8 protein-coding genes are annotated in these 18,921 nt (G+C 55.1%); 7 read left to right on the forward strand and 1 reads right to left on the reverse strand.

The genetic code is table 11. From position 1 onward, the window contains the following. Nucleotides 1–9: 9 nt before the first annotated feature. A complete protein-coding gene (locus tag MKX51_RS07985; RefSeq protein WP_340991980.1) occupies nt 10–7,698 on the forward strand; it encodes a pullulanase in 7,689 nt (2,562 codons plus the stop codon). Nucleotides 7,699–8,126: 428 nt separating this feature from the next. On the opposite strand, the gene MKX51_RS07990 is transcribed toward MKX51_RS07985, so the two are convergent. Then, nucleotides 8,127–9,875, reverse strand: a complete 1,749-nt coding sequence (locus MKX51_RS07990) for an alpha-glycosidase (RefSeq protein ID WP_340991981.1) — start codon at nt 9,873–9,875, stop codon at nt 8,127–8,129. Nucleotides 9,876–10,739: 864 nt separating this feature from the next. Here MKX51_RS07990 and MKX51_RS07995 point away from each other — a divergent pair. From MKX51_RS07995 to MKX51_RS08020, 6 genes are all read left to right on the forward strand, one after another. Further along, entirely contained in the window at nt 10,740–12,074 is a 1,335-nt protein-coding gene (locus MKX51_RS07995) for a sugar ABC transporter substrate-binding protein (RefSeq protein WP_340991982.1), read from the forward strand. A 101-nt stretch (nt 12,075–12,175) separates the two neighbouring features. After that, entirely contained in the window at nt 12,176–13,489 is a 1,314-nt protein-coding gene (locus MKX51_RS08000) for a sugar ABC transporter permease (RefSeq protein WP_340991983.1), read from the forward strand. Then, nucleotides 13,486–14,334, forward strand: a complete 849-nt coding sequence (locus MKX51_RS08005; RefSeq protein WP_340942434.1) for a sugar ABC transporter permease — start codon at nt 13,486–13,488, stop codon at nt 14,332–14,334. The genes MKX51_RS08000 and MKX51_RS08005 overlap by 4 nt, the downstream gene beginning before the upstream one ends. Nucleotides 14,335–14,468: 134 nt before the next feature. Further along, nucleotides 14,469–16,637: a methyl-accepting chemotaxis protein gene (locus tag MKX51_RS08010; RefSeq protein ID WP_340991984.1), complete on the forward strand. Its 2,169-nt coding sequence runs from the start codon at nt 14,469–14,471 to the stop codon at nt 16,635–16,637. Nucleotides 16,638–16,757: 120 nt separating this feature from the next. Next, nucleotides 16,758–17,411, forward strand: a complete 654-nt coding sequence (locus tag MKX51_RS08015) for a Type 1 glutamine amidotransferase-like domain-containing protein (RefSeq protein ID WP_340991985.1) — start codon at nt 16,758–16,760, stop codon at nt 17,409–17,411. A gap of 483 nt (nt 17,412–17,894) precedes the next feature. Further along, entirely contained in the window at nt 17,895–18,791 is an 897-nt protein-coding gene (locus tag MKX51_RS08020) for an AraC family transcriptional regulator (RefSeq protein WP_340995555.1), read from the forward strand. Nucleotides 18,792–18,921: the final 130 nt, after the last annotated feature.

The following is an 18,921-nucleotide window of genomic DNA, read 5'->3' on the forward strand; positions in this document are numbered from 1 at the left end:
TTAACGGATATGAGTTTTGCTGTGCGGGTTAAGAAAATATTTACTGTCCTGATGGTTCTTGCTCTCATCGGCTCCGGCCTCAGCATCGGCCCGGCCAGAGTAAGCGCTGCGGCGGTGAAGGCGGTACTTGTAGGCGATCTGCAGACGAAGTTCGCCGGGCTGGACCCGGCGGAGACGAAGAACTGGAACGAGACCTCGACGGTCACGGAGATGACCTATAAGGGAGCAGGCTTGTACATATTCTCAGGCACGCTGCCCAAGGGAACCTATGAATACAAGGTAGCGCTCAACGACAGCTGGTCGGAGAGCTACGGCTCCGGCAGCTATACGAATCCTGCGGGAGAAGATGCCGGGGGCAATATCCGGATTTCTCTAGCTGAAGAGACCCGTGTGACTTTTTATTATAATGACCTGACCAAAGCTATCGCGGATTCGACGTATTATTCCCCAGTTGCGCCGGAGCGCCTGCCGCGGGTGATCGGTACCTTGCAGACGGCGCTGGGTGATCCGGCTGACAACTCCCCGGCAGATGCGGGGACGCTGCTTCATGATGCGGATCTGGACGGAGTGTACGAGCAGACTGCGCTGCTGCCTGAGGGTGACTATACCTATCAGATTTATCTTCCGGGCGCAGAATCTTCCGAAGGAGCAGCTTATCCGGAAACTGCCCGGGAGCTCAAGCTGCCTACGATGCTTCCGGTGACGTTCCAATATAACGCGGCGGACCATAGTGTCTCCGCACTGTATACCGCTCCAGGCGGTCCGGGTGAGGTGCAGCCGGTTCCGGCGGGACACCTGCGGGTTCATTACCAGCGTGCGGACGGCAATTACGCCGATCTGGGCTTGTGGACCTGGGGCGATGCCGCTTCCCCATCTGCGAATTGGCCGAAAGGTGCGGTTCCCTTCCCGGCGGGACAGACCGATGCCTACGGCGCATATGTCGACCTGCCGGTCAAGGATGGGGCGAAATCGGTCTCCTTCCTCGTGGTTAACCGCGTCAGCGGAGTCAAGGAGATGGAGAACGGGGACAAGACGTTCCTGATCGGCACTCCAGAGACCAATGAGGCCTGGATCAAGGAAGGCTCCAATCTGGCGACGCCATATGAGCCGGTGTCTCTCCCGGAGAATACGGTGCGGATTTACTATTCGCGTGCCGATAACAATCAGAGCCAGTACGGCCTGTGGCTGTGGGACGATGTAGCCTCTCCTTCCGAAGGCTGGCCGAAGGGTGCAACACCATTCACGCCGGAGCACAGGGATGCCTATGGAGCATATGTTGACATCCAGCTTAAGGAGAACGCCAAGACAATCAGCTTCATCGTCATGAAGCCTGCCACCGGTGACAAGGACGGACCGGCGGGCAATGAGAACAAAAGCTTTGCTTTTCTGGACCGCTACAATCAGCTATGGGTGAAGGAGAATGATCCGAACGTCTACACCTCTCCATTCGGCGAGACGCCGGTTGGCCTCTTGTCTGCGGAGGTACTGTCTGCCGGCAAGCTGGTGCTGGGCTTCACCATGACGGACGGGCTGGACCCTGCTGCGCTGAAGAGCGCCATATCCGTGAAGGACGCGGAAGGGACAGCCATTCCGGTCACTGCGGTGACGATTACGGGCAGAAGCTCCATGGAGGTGGTTACCGGTGCTTTTGACCTGAAGAAAACGCCGCTCAGTGTAACATACGCCGGCAAAACGGTATCCGCTTCCACCGGCTGGAGAATGCTCGATGAGCTGTACAATTACACCGGGGATGATCTGGGTGCTACGTACCATCAGGACGATCATTCAGCAACGTTGAAGCTGTGGGCGCCGAAGGCAAGCTCTGTGACCGCCGTGGTATACGATGCAGGGGATGCTGACCGTACGGTTGGCCGCGTGGAGCTGGCTCTTGGTGAGAAAGGCGTCTGGTCAACCCGGCTGACGGCTGCCGATCTCACAGGCGCACCCGGCGCCGAGGATGTCAGGGGCTTCTACTACCAGTATGAGGTCACGAATGATGCGGTTACCCGGCAGGTGCTTGATCCCTATGCCAAGTCGATGGCCGTGTTCACGGTGAATACGGCGGGGGAAGCAGGCACAGGCGGTGATACGGTTGGCAAGGCAGCGATTGTTGATCTCAGCACCACGAATCCGCCAGACTTCAAGGCAGCCCATATTCCTGGCTATGAGGAGCGCGAGGATGCGGTCATCTATGAGGCCCATATCCGGGACTTCACCTCTGACCCTGCGATCCAGTCCAGTCTGGGCGGGGAACGGTGGGGGTCTTATGCCGCTTTTGCCAAAAAGCTGGATTACATCAAGTCCCTTGGGGTGACTCACATTCAGCTGCTGCCGGTCATGGCCTGGTATTACGGGGACGAGACCCGGATGGATGAGCGGGAGCTGGATTACTCGGCCCAGGGCAATGAATACAACTGGGGGTATGATCCGCACAGCTATTTCTCCCCGGATGGGGCTTATTCTCAGCGTCCGGCTGACCCCGAGGCGCGGATCAGAGAGCTGAAGGCCCTGATTGATGCGGTGCATGAGGCCGGAATGGGCGTTATTCTTGACGTAGTCTACACCCATATGGCCAAGAAGGAATTGCTGAACGATATTGTGCCCGGATATTATGCCTTCCAGGATGCTCACGGCAACTTCATCGGCGGCTTCGGCAACAACCTGGCGACCAGCCACAAGATGGCGGAGAAGCTGATGGTGGATTCGGTAAAATACTGGTTCGAGGAGTATAAAATCGACGGGATGCGCTGGGACATGATGGGCGACGCCACAGCAGACGCCGTCCAGGCGGCTTATGACGCTGCGGCCGCCATCAATCCGCAGGCGCTGTTCATCGGCGAAGGCTGGATTACCTTCGGGGGAGATGCGGGTGAGCCTGAGCTCACAGGAAAAGGTGCCGACCAGAAGTGGATGGACAAGACGGACAGCGTCGGCGTGTTCTCCGACGAATTCCGCAACGAGCTGAAATCGGGCTTCGGCTCGGAGGGAGAACCGCGCTTCATTACCGGCGGTGCGCGAGAGCTGAACACGATCCTGAACAATATCAAGGCCCAGCCCTCCAATGTTCCGGCGGATGATCCGGGTGATATGGTGCCTTACATCGAGGCGCATGACAATCTGACACTTCACGATGTGATTGCCTTAACGCTCCGCAAGAATCCGCAGATTGCGGAGAATGAGCTTGAGATCCAGAAGCGGATCAGGCTTGGCAATCTGCTGCTGCTGACCTCGCAGGGCACGGCATTCCTCCATGCCGGACAGGAATACGGCCGCACGAAGCAGTGGATGGCGGCAGGCATTCCTGAGCAGAAATATACCGAGGTGCAGGATGCCGGGGACCAGTCGGTCAGTTATTTCATCCATGATTCCTACGATTCGTCTGATAGCGTCAATAAGTTCGACTGGGCCGCAGCAACGGATGCGGTGAAGCATCCGCTACAGAATGAGACCAGGGCCTATACGGCCGGGCTGATCCAGCTCAGGAAATCGACCAATGCCTTCCGGCTGGGCGATACGGGCCTTGTGAATGCCAATGTCAAGCTGATCCAGGCTCCGGAAATGAAGGCGCAGGATCTGGTGATCGGCTACTCCAGCAAGGCTACAGATGGAACGGGCATTTATTATGTCTTCATGAACGGCGACAGCAAGGCAAGAACGCTGACCTTACCGGAGGACCTGTCCGGGGCGGAGGTTGTAGCTGACAGTGACCAGGCTGGTACGGCGGCGATTGCCCCGGCTGAGCAGAGCGGCTTCAGCCTGAGCGCTGAAGGCATCACGGTAGACCCGCTGACCTCGGTGATCCTGCGCAAGGAGGCTCCGGCAGCGGTGTTGACCAAGCTGGCAGCCGACAAGTCTGCCTATACTCTGCAGGCGGGTGGCACGCAGCAGGCCAAGGTGACTGCCACCTACGATGACGGGGCCTCAAGCAACGTTACCGCCAAGGCGCAGTATGTATCGGATAAGCCGGAGGTAGCCACCGTTACCGCCAAAGGGCTGATCAAGGGACTGAAGGCGGGCACGGCTACCATAACGATTACGTATGGGGACTTGTCCGCTCAAGTCACAGTTGAAGTCACCGCTCCGCCAGTGGACAGCAAGCGGGTTGTGCAGTTCACCTATACCCGTCCGGACAAGAATTACAAGGACTGGAGCGTATGGCTCTGGTATACCGGAGCTACTGACGGTGAGATCAAGCTGCCGGAGCCTGAAGGGGATTCCACAAGCTCAACTGTGCAGTTTGAAGTGGGCAAGGAAGCCACCCGTGTAGGCTTCGTACTGATTAAGGGCCTGGACTGGTCGGTGAACAAACAGGATATTGCGGAGGACCGCTATATTGAGCTGACACCGGGCGAGCTTTTCACCAAAGTCTATGTTACCAGCATGGTTCAGAAGCTTGACGTTATGCCGGCGGTCCGTGGTCCGCTCCTGCAAGGAGAGGCTGTAACGTTTCTCTACCGGGATGACGAGCTGTTCCGCAGCGGGGACATGTCTGCCATTACGGAAATGAAGGTGAAGGTGAACGGAACCGAGTATCCGATGACGTATGATCCAGCCAAGGAGTGGTTCAGCTATCGCCTGGAAGGACTTCAGGAGGGCACTTATAAATACAGCTTCCTGGTTACCAAGGATGGCGTAACCCGCGAGCTGACGGACCCGTACAATACGGTGGACGGCGAATCGGTGATCCGCTACCACAAGCCGGAGGTGCAGATTACAGCAGAAGTCAGCCCGCCTGCGGTGAACTTCAATGAGAACGCTGTGATTACGGTAAAAGCAGCCTCTGCGGAGGAAGTGTCCTACACGGATGCTTATCTCGATCTTACTGAACTGGGCGGGCCTGCCAAGGTCAAGCTCGATACCGGGCTGATGCAGCAGACCGTGTCGGTGAAGCAGGATGTAACAGCCGGACACAAGAATATTCCGGTGGTCCTGGTGGACCAGTACGGCAATGCACACCGGCAGACGGCTGAGCTAGAAGTTAAGGCCAGAACATATAGCGGCGCGAAGGCGGATTTTGACTGGGATGAGGCACGGATCTACTTCGCACTGACTGACCGCTTCAAGGACGGCGACCCTGATAACAATGAGAATGTGGACACAACCCATCCTGAAGCGTATCACGGCGGCGATTTCAGAGGGATGATTGATAATCTCGATTACCTGAAGGAGCTGGGCATCAATACACTGTGGATTACACCAGTTGTCGATAATATCGATTTCAACCAAGGGGTAAGCTTCGGCGGCAAGCAGTATGCCTACCACGGGTATTGGGCGAAGGATTTCACCAAGCTTGATGAGCATCTGGGTGATATGGATACCTTCAAGGAGCTGATTGACAAGGCCCATGACCGGGGTATCAAAATCATGGTCGATGTCGTGCTCAATCATGCCGGCTACGGGCTGAAGGAGAGTGACGAGCAGCCCGGAGTGACGGCAGAGGATAAGGCGCGCTTCGCAGGCATGCTACGCACAGACGGCGTACAGGCAGACAAGGATGTGATCCGAGGCGAGCTGAGCGGGCTGCCGGACTTCCGCACCGAAGATCCGGCGGTCCGCGAGAAGCTGATCGCCTGGCAGACCGGCTGGCTGAATAACGCCCGCACTGCACGCGGGGATACGATTGACTATTTCCGTGTGGACACCGTGAAGCACGTGGAGGATACGACCTGGAAAGCGTTCAAGAACGCGCTGACCACGATCGACCCAGGCTTCAAGCTGGTGGGTGAATACTTCGGCGGAACCACCGATAATGAGGGCGGAACGCTGGAGAGCGGCCAGATGGACGGCTTGCTGGACTTCGGCTTCAAGGAGCAGGCGAAGCGGTTCGCCGGCGGGTCCATTACGGCTGTCGATGCCTATCTCCAGGAGCGTGAAGCGAAAATCGGCAATACCCGCATGATGGCCCAGTTCCTGAGCAGCCATGATGAGGACGGCTTCCTGTCCGAATACGTGGACGGGGACAAAGGCAAGCTCAAGGTTGCCGCTGCTCTGCAGATTACAGCCAAGGGCCAGCCCGTCATTTACTACGGCGAAGAGCTGGGCCGCTCAGGCAAAAATGCGGGCAATATGGCCGAGGGCGAGTTCAGCGGGAACCGCGGCGATATGCCATGGGATCAGCTGGATGCGGAGCAGGAGCTTCACGATCATTACATGAAGCTGCTGAACATCCGGGCAGAGTATTCCGAGGTCTATGCCAGAGGAACCCGCAGCTGGCTTGCCGGCTCCGATGAGTCCGGGTATCTGGCCTTCAACAAGCAATATGGCAAAACGAATATTGTGACGGTTATCAACAGCAAGGCAGAAGGGCAGAAGGTGGAGATTCCTGTTCCGTATGCCCCACTGTCAACCGTGAAGGATGAATACAGCGGCAAGGAATATACGGTGAATGCTACCGGGAAGGTTAGCGTTGAGCTGCCGGGCAGAGATGCTGGCGGGACTGTCATTCTGGCAGAGAAGCCTGAGGTAGTGGTTCCGACGCCGACGCCGACACTAACACCGACACCAGTGCCGACTGAGGTGCCGGCAGTAACGCCGGCACCGGTGGCAGACTCCGGTGAGACTCCGGTGGCTACACCTTCGCCTAGCGCTGCGGCGGTTCCGGGAGATACCCAGGAAGTCAGTGAGGTACAGCTCCGTGCTGCCACGGATGGCAGGGTTGAGCTTCGTCTGGAAGCGGGCAAGACAGCGGTGCTCCTGCCGCTCCAGGCAGCCAGCTTACTGGGCAAGAATGAGCTGGTTATTCATTCGCAGGGGCTGTCCGTTAGGCTCCCGGGTGTGGTGCTGGCTGATGCCGAAGCCCTGGCAACGGGGGCGGACACCGGAAGTGCGCGGCTTTTGCTGGAGCTTCATCCGCTTGGCCCGGATGCAGTGCGCGGTCTGAGTAAGGAGAATAGGACAGTAGCTGCGGCGTCAGGAATCTACGAGCTTAAGCTGCAACTGGTCAAGCAGGACGGCACACGTCTACCGGTTGGTTCATTCAAGCAGCCGGTAACCTTAACGCTAAAGCTTACAGGCCAGCCCGTGAAGGATTGGACTGGTGTGTTCGGTCTGGAGGACGGCGGTATGCTGCGGTACATGGGCGGAGCAGTCCAGGCGGACGGTTCCTATACGGCGGCAGTTACACAATCCGGCAGGTATGCCGTGCTTGAGGTGCATACTGTATTCAAGGATGTGCCGGCTACCCACTGGGCTTCTGCCGCAGTTACCTCGCTGGCTGCGAAGCAAGTCGTTACCGGAGTAAGTGCTGCCGCCTTTGAACCGGCGCGGATGGTGACGCGTGCAGAATTCACGGCACTGCTGATGCGGGCGCTCGGGCAGTCTGGTGAAGGGCAAATACCGTTCACTGATGTACTGCCTGGTGCGTGGTATGCCTCTTACGTGGAGGCAGCCGCAAACCTGGGCATTGTCCAGGGGCGCAGCGGCAGCAGCTTTGCACCGGATGCGGCGATCAGCCGGGAGGAGATGGCTGTGATGGCTGTCCGTGCCCTGGAATTCAAGCAGGGCAGGAAGCTGGCCTCTGCCGGATACCCGGCAGTGTTCGCAGATGCTTCCGGCATGGGAGAATGGGCGAAGCCTTATGTTGCTGCCGCCGCTGCATTGAAGCTTGTAGCAGGCAGAGAACAGGGCCGGTTCGTTCCGCAGGGACAGCTGACCCGTGCAGAGAGCGCGCAGGTGATCTATAACCTGCTCAGCCAGTAAATCTGCCTATGTAATCCGGCTTCATAACGAAACAGGGTATTCCGCCAGCCTGACGGCTGCTGCGGGATACCCTGTTTGTGTTGCCGGTAATAGCCGGTATATACGGTAGAAATAAACCGCCAGTTGGCTAGCTCCGCCAAACTCATTTTATCGGCCTGCGGTGTGTTTGGAGCAAACGTTGACTAACCAATTGTATTTCATACACTAGAAACCTCTGATTTGGCCGTCAAATCAGATTCTATTGTAGTTCGTACAGCTGAATGTTGCGTTTGGGCGGAAAAGAGGCCGTTTCTTGAGATTCAAGTGTACAGAATACAATAGAGTTTATAGGTTAGCCGTTTTTGCAGCATTCTATTGTACAAAGTACAGTTGTCCTCGTTCAAGCGCATACAGCAGATCCAATCCATAAATTTATACCTGACGATATATTAGGACATCTGGGCCTGAAGCACGGCGAAGCCGTATGCAGGCAGTCTCAGTGACAGCTTGCCGCGTTCGGCATGGATCGCTTCGCCAGTCCACAGATTCTCCCAATTGCGTTCCTGGACGTCCAGCCGGAAGGTCTGCACCGTCTCCTCCGTATTAATCAGCACGATGATCAGATCATCGCCCAAACTACGCTCATAGGCCAGCTTGCTGCCCCCGGCTCCGGCTTCAAGGAAGGTGAAGCGTCCGGTGCGCAGCGCCGGATGGCTGCCGCGGATCTCAATCAGCTTACGGTAAAAGTTGAATAAATCGCGATCCTGCCGCTCCGGGTCCCACTCCATGCATTTACGGCAGTCCGGGTCGCCTGCGCCATCCATTCCGATCTCGTCCCCGTAGTAAATGCAGGGCGTGCCCATGAAGGTGAACTGGAACAGTGCAGCCAGCTTCATGACGTTCTTATCGCCCTCGGCTACAGTCAGCAGACGCGCAGTATCATGGCTGTCGAGGAGATTGAAGGCGACCTCACTGGCCTGGAGCGGATACCGGGACAGCTGTCTGCCGATCGAATGGGCGAAGCCTTCCGCATCCAGCGTTCCGTAGACGAAGAAGTCAAGCACCGCGTCTGTGAACGGGTAGTTCATGACGGCATCGAATTTGTCGCCTTCCAGCCAAGGGGCTGATTCATGCCAGATCTCGCCCAGAATATAAGCCTCGGGATTGGCACGCTTCACGACTTTGCGGAAATCACGCCAGAATTCGTGATCCACCTCGTTGGCCACATCCAGACGCCAGCCGTCGATGCCGACCTCCTTGATCCAATACTCGGCGACCTTCAGCAGATACTCCTTCACCTCAGGATGCTCCGTGTTCAGCTTCGGCATCAGCGGCTCGAAGGCGAAGGCATCGTAAGTCGGGATATTGTTCACTACCTGGAGCGGATATTCCCGGATATGGAACCAGTTCTTATACTCCGAATCCTCGCCCTTCTCCAGTACATCCACGAACGGGGCGAAGGTACGGCCCGCATGGTTGAAGACCGCGTCCAGCAGCACACGGATGCCGCGCTCATGACAAGCATCGACCAATCTTTTCAGCGTGTCCACATCACCGAAATGCGGATCGACCTGCATATAGTCCTCCGTGTCATATTTGTGATTGGTGGTGGCAGTGAAGACCGGTGTGAAATAAATGCCCGTAATGCCCAGCTCCGTCAGATGGTCGAGATGATCTATGACACCCTGCAGATCTCCGCCGAAGAAATTATCCGGCCGGGGGGTTCCGCCCCAAGGCTCCACATTAGCAGGGCTTATGCCGGGATTGCCGTTAGCGAACCGCTCCGGGAAAATCTGATAAAACACCGCATCCTTGACCCAGGCCGGAGGCGTGAAGACATCACCGCGGCTTATGTAGGGGAATTCAAACAGCCGGTTGGGGTTCGCGGGACGCTCCTTCTGGAAATCACTCTCTGTCATCCAGATGCGCTCTTTGCCCTGCTGCAGCAGGAAGCCGTATTTCAGCCTGCGGTAGAGCGGAACCGATTCGCATTCCCAGTAATCGAACATCGCATCGGAAGTGAACAGGGTCATCGGGATCAATTCCTTGGTGGTGTCCCAGGCATATTTATCGCCCGCCCAGGCGAAGACCTCAGTCAGATCCCCCTTCTTGGCCCGCAGCCGCAGGTGGATGGTATTGTGGTCATAGGCATACGACCAGTTCAGACGGGGACGGTGGTACACGGCTTCTAGTAACATATTTATTCCTCCTAAATTTAGTTTGGCTATATAGATTGAACTTAGAAATTTAAGTTAAGGGAAAAGTGGCGGAGGGGAATTTTGGAACTGGAGGAGCGGTAGCGTCCGCCTTTGTATTTTGATTTCTACCGCGTAGAGCGGTTCTAATCAGGAAATCCAAATACAACAGCGGCCGGAAGTCCAAAACTTCTCTGGAGTCACGGCTAATCCCAAAACATAAGACCAGTAATTCAATTTATATAGATTACGCACCCGATTCTGCACATGGCAAATAGGCACAACCGCCGGGTAGATTACGCCGAGGTTGTACCTGATAAGGGACAGTGCCTTTAGATTAGTGAAGAATGGGTGTTTCATAATGGTTTGGATTATAGCATGGAATAAAATGAGGTTCAAGAGGTTTGTACAAACAGTTGCACAAAGTTTTAGGAAGGGGAAACCGATTTCCAAAGTCTGTAAATTGATAATATTTAGCAATTATACAACAATATTCGCCTAAATACGACAAAAAATGCAGAAATGAATTTTGAATCTGAAGTAAATTCAAGTTATTTAAAGAAATCATGTGATAAATAGAGTAAATGAAACATTATCCATTATAAACGGCTGAATTTTATTGATTTTAGCATGTGCAAACGTTTTTACATCTGCGAGCCTGCTGATGTATTATGGATTCAGGAATGAAGCGCTTTCTAAACAGGGTATAACGTATTCGGAAGAGGCAATTGGAGAAAGCAGAATTTTTTTTGAATCCTCTGAAATCGTTTGCGCAAAGTGGGAAGCACGATCGTCAAATGAACACCATCGTCAAATGAAGTACCATCGTCAAATCAAGTGATATACACACAGGAGGGGTTAAAAGGAATGGATCTCAAAAAACTTATGGTTCTCACCGCAGCGTGCTCGATGGCAATGTCAATTACGGCGTGCGGCTCAAACAACAATGCCGGGGGAAATGCAGCGGCGACGAATGCTCCTGCAGATAGTGCAGCAGCCACGGATAATGCGGGGGCAGGCAGCGACAACGCACCGGCAGCGGGTGAGATCGTCCCGGAAGAGGGCGCTTCCCTTGTGATCTGGGAGAGTAAGGAAGAAAGACAGTTCGCCGAAGAGGTCGCCAAGCAGTTCACTGCCAAGTATAATGTTCCAGTCAAAATCGAAGAGGTAGCCCCGCCGGATCAAGTCGGCAAGCTTACCCAGGATGGACCTTCCGGCCTGGCTGCGGACGTCATCGTCATTCCTCATGATAATCTCGGCAAGGCGGCCAGCGCGAGTCTGCTGCTCCCTAATGATATCTTCGGAGAAGAGACAAAGGCGGAGAACACCGAGGCTTCCATCGTGGGTTCATCCTATGACGGCGAGCTGTACGGCTATCCGAGAGCGGCAGAGACCTATGCGCTGTTCTACAACAAGTCTCTGGTCAAAGAAGCCCCGAAATCCTTCGATGACGTCATTGCCTTCAGCAAAACGTTCACGGATAAAGCTAAGAACCGTTACGGCATTATGTGGGAAGTCGGCAATATGTACTTCAACTATCCGTTCATCGCAACTACCGGAGGTTACCTGTTCGGCAAAGACGGTACCGACAAAGACGATATCGGCCTGAACAATGAAGGTGCGATCAAAGGCCTGACTGAATTTGCGAAGCTGAAGGAAGTCTTGCCGATCAAGAGCGGTGACATTAACCCGGACATCAAGCGCAGTCTGTTCAACAGCGGGGATGTAGCCATGGATATTACAGGACCTTGGGAGCTTGCCGGATATAAAGAAGCGCTGGGCGACAACCTGGGAATCGCTCCGGTTCCTACCATTGACGGCAAGACTGCCATTACCTTCTCCGGGATCAAAATCTTTACCGTCAACGCCTATACGCAATATCCGAATGCTGCTAAGCTCTATGCCCACTTTGCTTCCGGCAAAGATTCGCAGCTGACACTCAACAAGCTGATCGGTTCCGTACCGACGAACAATGAAGCCCTGCAGGACCCGCAGATTACGGGTGATCCGTTCGTATCCGCATTTGCAGAACAAGCGAAGAACTCCCAGCCGATGCCTTCGATTCCTGAGATGGGGAACGTATGGAGCCCGGTGAATGCGGCACTTCCGGCCATCTGGGATAACAACACTGATCCGAAGGCAGCCATGGACAAAGCCGTAGAGCAGATTAAAGACCTGAACAACGGGGCTTCTGCCCAGTAACTACACAATCATCAGCTTACCGTGGAATTAGAGTTGCCCGCCGCATAGCCTGCGGCGGGCAGTTTACTTGAATTCCGCACGGAGAGGAGAACGGAAGGGAAATGCAGCGACACAAAGCGAGAGCTGGAATACTGTCGGCCATTTTTATGGGACTCGGGCAAATATATAACCGCCAATTCATCAAAGGGCTTATTTTCATAGCTGTAGAGGCTGTGGCACTTATCTATTTCATTAGCAATCTGGGAAGAGCCTTCTGGGGGATCACCACACTCGGGGAATCGCCAAGCCGGCTGGAGAAGGTTAAAGGCATTGCCAAAATGGTTCCCGGAGACCATTCCATCGTCATTCTGATTGAAAGCCTGATCACCCTGCTATTCTTTGTGTTATTCCTGATTCTCTGGTACATGAATATTAGGGATGCCTATAAAATCGGAGCAGAACGCGAAAACGGCCGTCCATCGCATACATTTACACAATCTGTACGTTATATTCTGGATTATAAATTTGCCCAGAGCTTCCTGCTGCTCCCGGGGCTTGGAATACTGTTCTTTACCATTATGCCGATCATCTTTATGATCATGCTGGCTTTTACCAACTATGCTGCACCGAACCACATTCCTCCGGCCAAGCTTGTAGACTGGGTTGGATTCGAGACCTTCCGCAATCTGCTGGTGCTGAAATCCTGGAGCCATACCTTTTACGGTGTACTTACCTGGACGATTATCTGGGCGGTTCTTTCGACTGTAACTACTTATTTCGGCGGGATGCTGGTTGCCCTGCTGATTAACCAAAAAGGTATCCGCTTCAAGGGCATGTGGAGAATGCTCCTGATCATCCCTTATGCCATTCCGCAGATGATCTCGCTCCTCTTGATGCGCAATCTGTTCAACGGGCAGTTCGGCCCGATCAACCAGTACCTCGGCTATTTCGGACTAGGCGGCCTGCCTTGGCTGACAGATCCGTTCTGGGCCAAAGTTACGGTCATTGTCGTGAACATGTGGGTCGGTATTCCGGTATCCATGCTGCTGATCATGGGGGTATTGACTACGATTCCGCGTGATATGTATGAGGCGGCTGAGGTGGACGGTGCAACCAACTATCAGAAATTCCGCATCGTCACCCTGCCGATGATTCTGTTCTCTACCGCACCTACGCTGATTATGCAGTTCGCCGGTAACATCAACAACTTCAATGCGATCTTCCTGCTGACGGGAGGGAACCCGGTGAACGGGAACTACCAGTATGCGGGTTCAACGGATCTGCTCGTTACCTGGCTGTATAAGCTGACGCTGGATCAGAACAAGAATAATATGGCGTCGGCAATAGGCATCATCCTGTTCATCATTGTTGCCGGGTTCTCCCTGTACAATTACCGCCGGACCAAATCGTTCCAAGAGGAGGATATGATTCAATGATTATCGGACGCAAAGCTGCGAACTTTATTCGCCTCTGCTTAAGCTATATTGTTCTCGTTGCCCTGGCGGTCGCTGCAATCTATCCTGCACTCTGGATCCTGCTTGCATCCTTCCGTCCGGGTAAATCCCTGTACAGCAAGACGCTGATTCCCGAGACATTCACCCTCGCCCACTATAAGGAGCTGTTCACCTCACCGGTATATATGTTTGGAACATGGTATGGGAATACGCTTAAGATTGCGGTGTTCTCGATGCTGATCGGGGTGGTGCTGACGCTGTTGACCAGCTATGCCTTATCCCGGTTCCGGTTCAAAAGCCGCAAGACCACCATGTCCACGCTGCTGATTCTCGGGATGTTCCCGGGCTTCATGAGCATGATTGCCATCTATCTGCTGCTGAAGGAGTTCAATTTGCTGGATACTCATCTGGCGCTTATTATCGTCTATGCAGCCGGAGCACCGCTCGGAGGGACGCTGATCGCCAAGGGCTTCCTGGACACGATTCCGCGTTCGCTGGATGAAGCCGCGCGGATTGACGGAGCGAGCAACTTCGGGATTTTTACCCGGATTATTCTGCCTTTATCCCGTCCGATGATCACTTATATCGCGCTGACCCTGTTTGTCGGCCCGTGGGTCGATTTCATCTTCGCCAAGCTGATTCTGCGGACCAAGGAGAACTGGACGGTCGCCGTGGGGATGTGGGATATGGTCAATACGATGCAGAATTCCAACTTCACCCTGTTCGCGGCGGGAGCCGTGCTGATCTCTGTACCAATTATGATTCTCTTCGCCTTCCTGCAGCGTCTGCTGGTTGACGGTCTGACGGCGGGGGCAAGTAAGGGTTAGGAATTCAGGAAGTTAGAAATATAGGAAGTTGTCCATGTTTGTACGAATAACAGGTGCGGCCTTGAAGCAGTTCTGAGGGGCTGCACCTTTCTTTTGTCGGGAAATCGTGATCTGGATGATAAGGGGAGAATGTAATGCAACGGTGGCGATTCATTAATTTCAGCTCGGTTGGCGTCAAGTTATTCGTAATTCTGTTCTGTACTATTGTCCTGTTGTCCTCAGTTCTAGGCTTAACCTCCTATTATGCGGCAAAAGCGATCATTACCGATGAGGTGGCAGCAGCCTCCTCACAGTCTATTGTCCAGGCGGCAGACAAGCTGGATTTCCTGTTCGCTGAATATGAAGCGCTCTCCAGGCAATTCGCTGTAGATCCGGCGCTAAAGGCTGATATGGAGACGGTCAATCTTCCAACCGCCGGTACGGTTGCGCGGGCAGCCGCAGAGGACCGGATACGCCGCAAGCTGGACTCCGTCAGAGGATCGGATGAGCGGCTGCTTGGTGTCCGGCTGGTCTCAAGAAGCATGGTGGACGCCGAATCCTACAAATCGACGGGCATTAGCGGTGTGCGCAGTGATGAGGGCATCCTTGCCCGGATGAAGGAGATCGATAACGGTAAAGGCAATCCCGTCTGGTTCCCCGTCCGGGCTAAAGGTTTCTTCGACGCGTACAGCGAGTCCGCTATGACGATGGGCCGTCTGCTGCGGAATATTCAGAATCCGGCTGCCGAGTATTACATGCTGATTGAGGTGAAGGGCCAGGCGCTAACGGATGTGCTGTCCAACCTGCATATCGGGCTGGGTGGGGAGATCCGCATCCTCGATTCTTCGGGCCGGGTTGCATACAGTGCTGACGATGCACTGCTCGGGCAGGCTTCTTACATACATACCGGAGAGTTGAAGTCCGGAACGCAGAAGAGTGAGGAGCAGAAGCTGCCGGGGGCAGGGAAGAGTGAGGAGCGGGAAATGACCGGGCAACGGGAGAATGAGGGACAAGAGCCGGCCGGAGCACCGCAGGGGGAGAGCGGGAAGCGGTCCTTCACGGCCGGGGATGAGCAGGGGAGTCCGCAGCTGGTAGTCTACCAGCCGCTGAGCACAGCGGACTGGACGCTGCTGGGCTATGCGCCGGTGAGTGATTTTACCAAATCTGCCGACAGGCTGCTCTACATAACCTTGCTGGTAGTCTTGGCTGCAGCCTTGATTGCTCTCATCATCGGCTATGTTCTGGTGCGGCTGATCGGCCGTCCGCTTGGCAAGCTGGCCCGGCTGATGGAAGAGGGCGAGCGGGGCAATCTGCAGGTGCGGACCAACTTCAAGGGCCGGGATGAGATCGGGCGGGTGGGTCACAGCTTCAACCGGATGATGGAGCAGATCTCCCGGATGGCCGGGCAGAGCAGCAGTTCGGCTGCGGAGGTGCTGGCAACCTCGGAGCAGCTCGTTGCCGCTTCCGGCGCGATTAGCGGCCAGGCCAGTGAGGTCGCAACTGCCACCGGTGAAATTGCCGGGGGAGCCGCCAGTCTGGCGGCGGAGGCCGAGAGCAGCAATACCAAGGTGGAGCTGATGGGCGGCAAGACCAGCGAAGTGGCTGAGAAGAATGCAGTTATGGCAGCATCCGCAGAGAAGGTCATGGAGGTCAGTGACCAGGGAGCGGAGCGGATGAAGAAGCTGGTATCGCAGAGTGAGGGTGTGCTGAAGCTGATGGACCTGATTCAGGAGAATTCAGCCATGCTGCGGGATAGCACAGTGCTGATCCGCAGCATCCTCTCCCCGATGATTGCGATGAACAAGCAGACGAATATTCTGGCGCTGAATGCTTCAATTGAAGCCGTGCGCGCTGGCGCCGCCGGGAGAGGCTTCATTGTCATTGCCAATGAGATCAGAGGGCTGGCCAATCAGTCGAGCGAGTCGATTGCCTCCGTTTCCCGAATTACCGAGGAGATCAGCGGTCATATCGAGAACACGGTTAAGGTTGTGAGTGAGGCTGCGCCGATGTTTGGCAGCCAGCTGGCCTCGGTCCGGGAATCCTCGCTCATCTTCGGGAGTGTAAGGGCCGAGATGGAGGTGTTCAGCGGATACCTGGGCCAGTCTTCGGCGGCTGTCTCCGAGCTGGCCGAATACCAGCAGCAGCTGGGACAATCCATGGCAAGTGTGATCTCGGTAGTGCAGCAGACCAGCGCCTCTACGGAAGAGGTGGCGTCCATGTCCTCGCAGCAATTCACGGTCAGCAGGGAGCTGGTCGCCCTCTCTGGCAAGCTGGAGGAGCTGGCGGAGCAGCTGAAGCAGTCGATGATTTCTTTTCAGGGTTAGGGCTGAAGGGATAAAAGGATGAAGGGAGAGCGGTTGTGGAAGCGTATTGCGGGAACCTGCGCTTTTCTATAAGATGGATGAGGTTAGATGCAGGATATCTTGAATACTGAAGGTGATGTCATGGACAAGCATTTATTTCTGAACGGCGGCGGTCCGCCGTTTACCCGTGGTCTGGCACGGAGATTCGTAAGCGTAATGGCAGCAGGACCAGTCGCTGTGTTATTTGAAGAAAGGGAAGACTGGCCGGACTATATGCCTGCCTATATGCAGCCGCTGGCTGACGCGGGAATATCCGAATTCTGTTATCTGCCGCTGAAGTCTACTGAGGTGCATACTGCTATAGAGAGCCTCCAGGCCTGCGGCGGGATCATCATCGGGGGCGGGGATACGGATCTGTATGCCGACCTCATTGTGGATACCCCTATCGGTGAGGTGATCCGGCAGCGTTATGAGGCGGGAATACCGGTTGCGGGATTCTCGGCAGGAGCGTTGATTAGCCCGGAGCGGTGTGTAATTTCCGCCAAGGATAATGAGAGCAGACAATTCAAACACCGCAAGGGTCTCCATCTGATTCCTGATCTGCTGCTATCCGTCCATTTCACCCAGTGGCATGAGGAGGAGCATTTACGGACAGCGGTCCGTACCCTCGGCGAGCTGCCGAATTACGGAATAGACGAAGAGACCGGCATCTACCTGCTGAACGGACAGCCCGAAGAGATAGAGGGCGGCGGGGTGTATAGTCTGGTGAATGGAATATTGACAAGAATCCACTGAGGATGATGAACGGGAGCAGAGGGCGCGGGCCTTCTGCTCTTGTTTTTTGCGCCAGGATAAAATGGATAGGTCAGGGGTGTGTGCCGAATGTAATCGGAAACCGATCACAATCGGCTGGCGAGGGGTGCGTGGGCGGAATGTAATCGAAAAACCGATCACAATCGGCTGGTGAGGGGAGTGGTGGCAAAATGTAATCGAAAAACCGATCACATTTTGCTGGTGAGGGGAGCGTGGGCGAAATGTAATCGAAAAACCGATCACATTTTGCTGGTGAGGGGAGCGTGGGCGAAATGTAATCGAAAAACCGATCACATTTTGCTGGTGAGGGGAGCGTAGGCGGAATGTAATCGGAAAACCGATCACAATGTGTTGGGAGGAGGCATCCGGGCCGGAGGGGTTAACCCGCTGCTTGTCCTGCCTGCGCTCAAGCGATACACTTGTGCTATCGATACTGGCAGAGGGGAGGCGGGCGATGTGGCAGAGATGAACGGGAGTCTTTTTGAGCAGGGATTGCTGGAGAGGGATTACAGTCCGCACTTTCTGGCTTATTACTATAGGCAATGGAGCAATTACGCGATGCCTTACCATCATCACAACTCCACGGAGATCATGTATCTCATCTCAGGCAGCTGTGTGGTGGAGGTGCGGGATGAAGCGGGCGGTGATACGCCTTTCCGGCTGAAGCGGGGAGAGATGATTCTGCTGGATGCGGAGGTGCCGCACCGGCTGATTGTGGAAGAGGGCTCCTCCTGCCGGATGCTAAACGTGGAATTTGCTTTTACCGAATATGGGGGCGTAGTTCCGTCCATTGGCAGCTTGGCCCGGGAGGAAGAGGTGCTGGCAGAGCTGCTTCGGCATCCGTTCGATAGTCTGGTGTTGTCCGATCAGGAGGAGGTCTTCCATGTGTTGAAGGCGCTGGTGCTGGAGCTGGATCAACGCGGGCGGAAGGGGAGCAGCATGGTGCATCTGCTCTTTGCGGAGCTGCTGCTGCGTCTGGCCCGGCTGCGCATGGAGTCGCTCCCGTCCAGCCAGCAGCCCTCACAGCTCTATGTGCGGCGGGCGATCGAGTTCCTGCATCAGAATTATGACCGGAGCATTCAGGTTAAGGAGGTTGCGCTCTCCGTGAATGTTCACCCGGGTTATCTGCACCGCATCTTCCGGATGCACACGGGGCAGACCCTGACGGACTACTTGAACCAGCTGCGTATGGAGAAGGCCCGGATGCTGCTGGGTCAGGGGGAGATTCCGGTAGCGGAGATTGCCGACTATGTGGGGATCAGCAGCAGGCAGTATTTTCATCTGCTATTCAAGAAGTATTCAGGCTGTACTCCTATCGAATACCGCAACTCTATCGAACGCCACTACTGGAGTGAAGGATAGTTTCGTGTTCAACCCGGGAGGGGTATGGTATGCAGAAAGTTAGGATTGTTGACAGGTTACCCGCAAAATGGTCATGATATTGGTTACGCTTCCGGCAGTCCCCTTGTTACAATGGACAGGAGTCAATAAT

Origin of the sequence: Paenibacillus sp. FSL M7-0420, from assembly GCF_038002345.1 — a bacterium.
Taxonomy (GTDB): domain Bacteria; phylum Bacillota; class Bacilli; order Paenibacillales; family Paenibacillaceae; genus Paenibacillus_AQ.

Excerpts from the sequence above, each read along its gene's own strand:
- MKX51_RS07985 (WP_340991980.1), top strand. The coding sequence starts at position 10 with ATGAGTTTTGCTGTGCGGGTTAAGAAAATATTTACTGTCCTGATGGTT.
- MKX51_RS07990 (WP_340991981.1), bottom strand. The coding sequence starts at position 9,875 with ATGTTACTAGAAGCCGTGTACCACCGTCCCCGTCTGAACTGGTCGTAT.
- MKX51_RS07995 (WP_340991982.1), top strand. The coding sequence starts at position 10,740 with ATGGATCTCAAAAAACTTATGGTTCTCACCGCAGCGTGCTCGATGGCA.
- MKX51_RS08000 (WP_340991983.1), top strand. The coding sequence starts at position 12,176 with ATGCAGCGACACAAAGCGAGAGCTGGAATACTGTCGGCCATTTTTATG.
- MKX51_RS08005 (WP_340942434.1), top strand. The coding sequence starts at position 13,486 with ATGATTATCGGACGCAAAGCTGCGAACTTTATTCGCCTCTGCTTAAGC.
- MKX51_RS08010 (WP_340991984.1), top strand. The coding sequence starts at position 14,469 with ATGCAACGGTGGCGATTCATTAATTTCAGCTCGGTTGGCGTCAAGTTA.
- MKX51_RS08015 (WP_340991985.1), top strand. The coding sequence starts at position 16,758 with ATGGACAAGCATTTATTTCTGAACGGCGGCGGTCCGCCGTTTACCCGT.
- MKX51_RS08020 (WP_340995555.1), top strand. The coding sequence starts at position 17,895 with ATGAACGGGAGTCTTTTTGAGCAGGGATTGCTGGAGAGGGATTACAGT.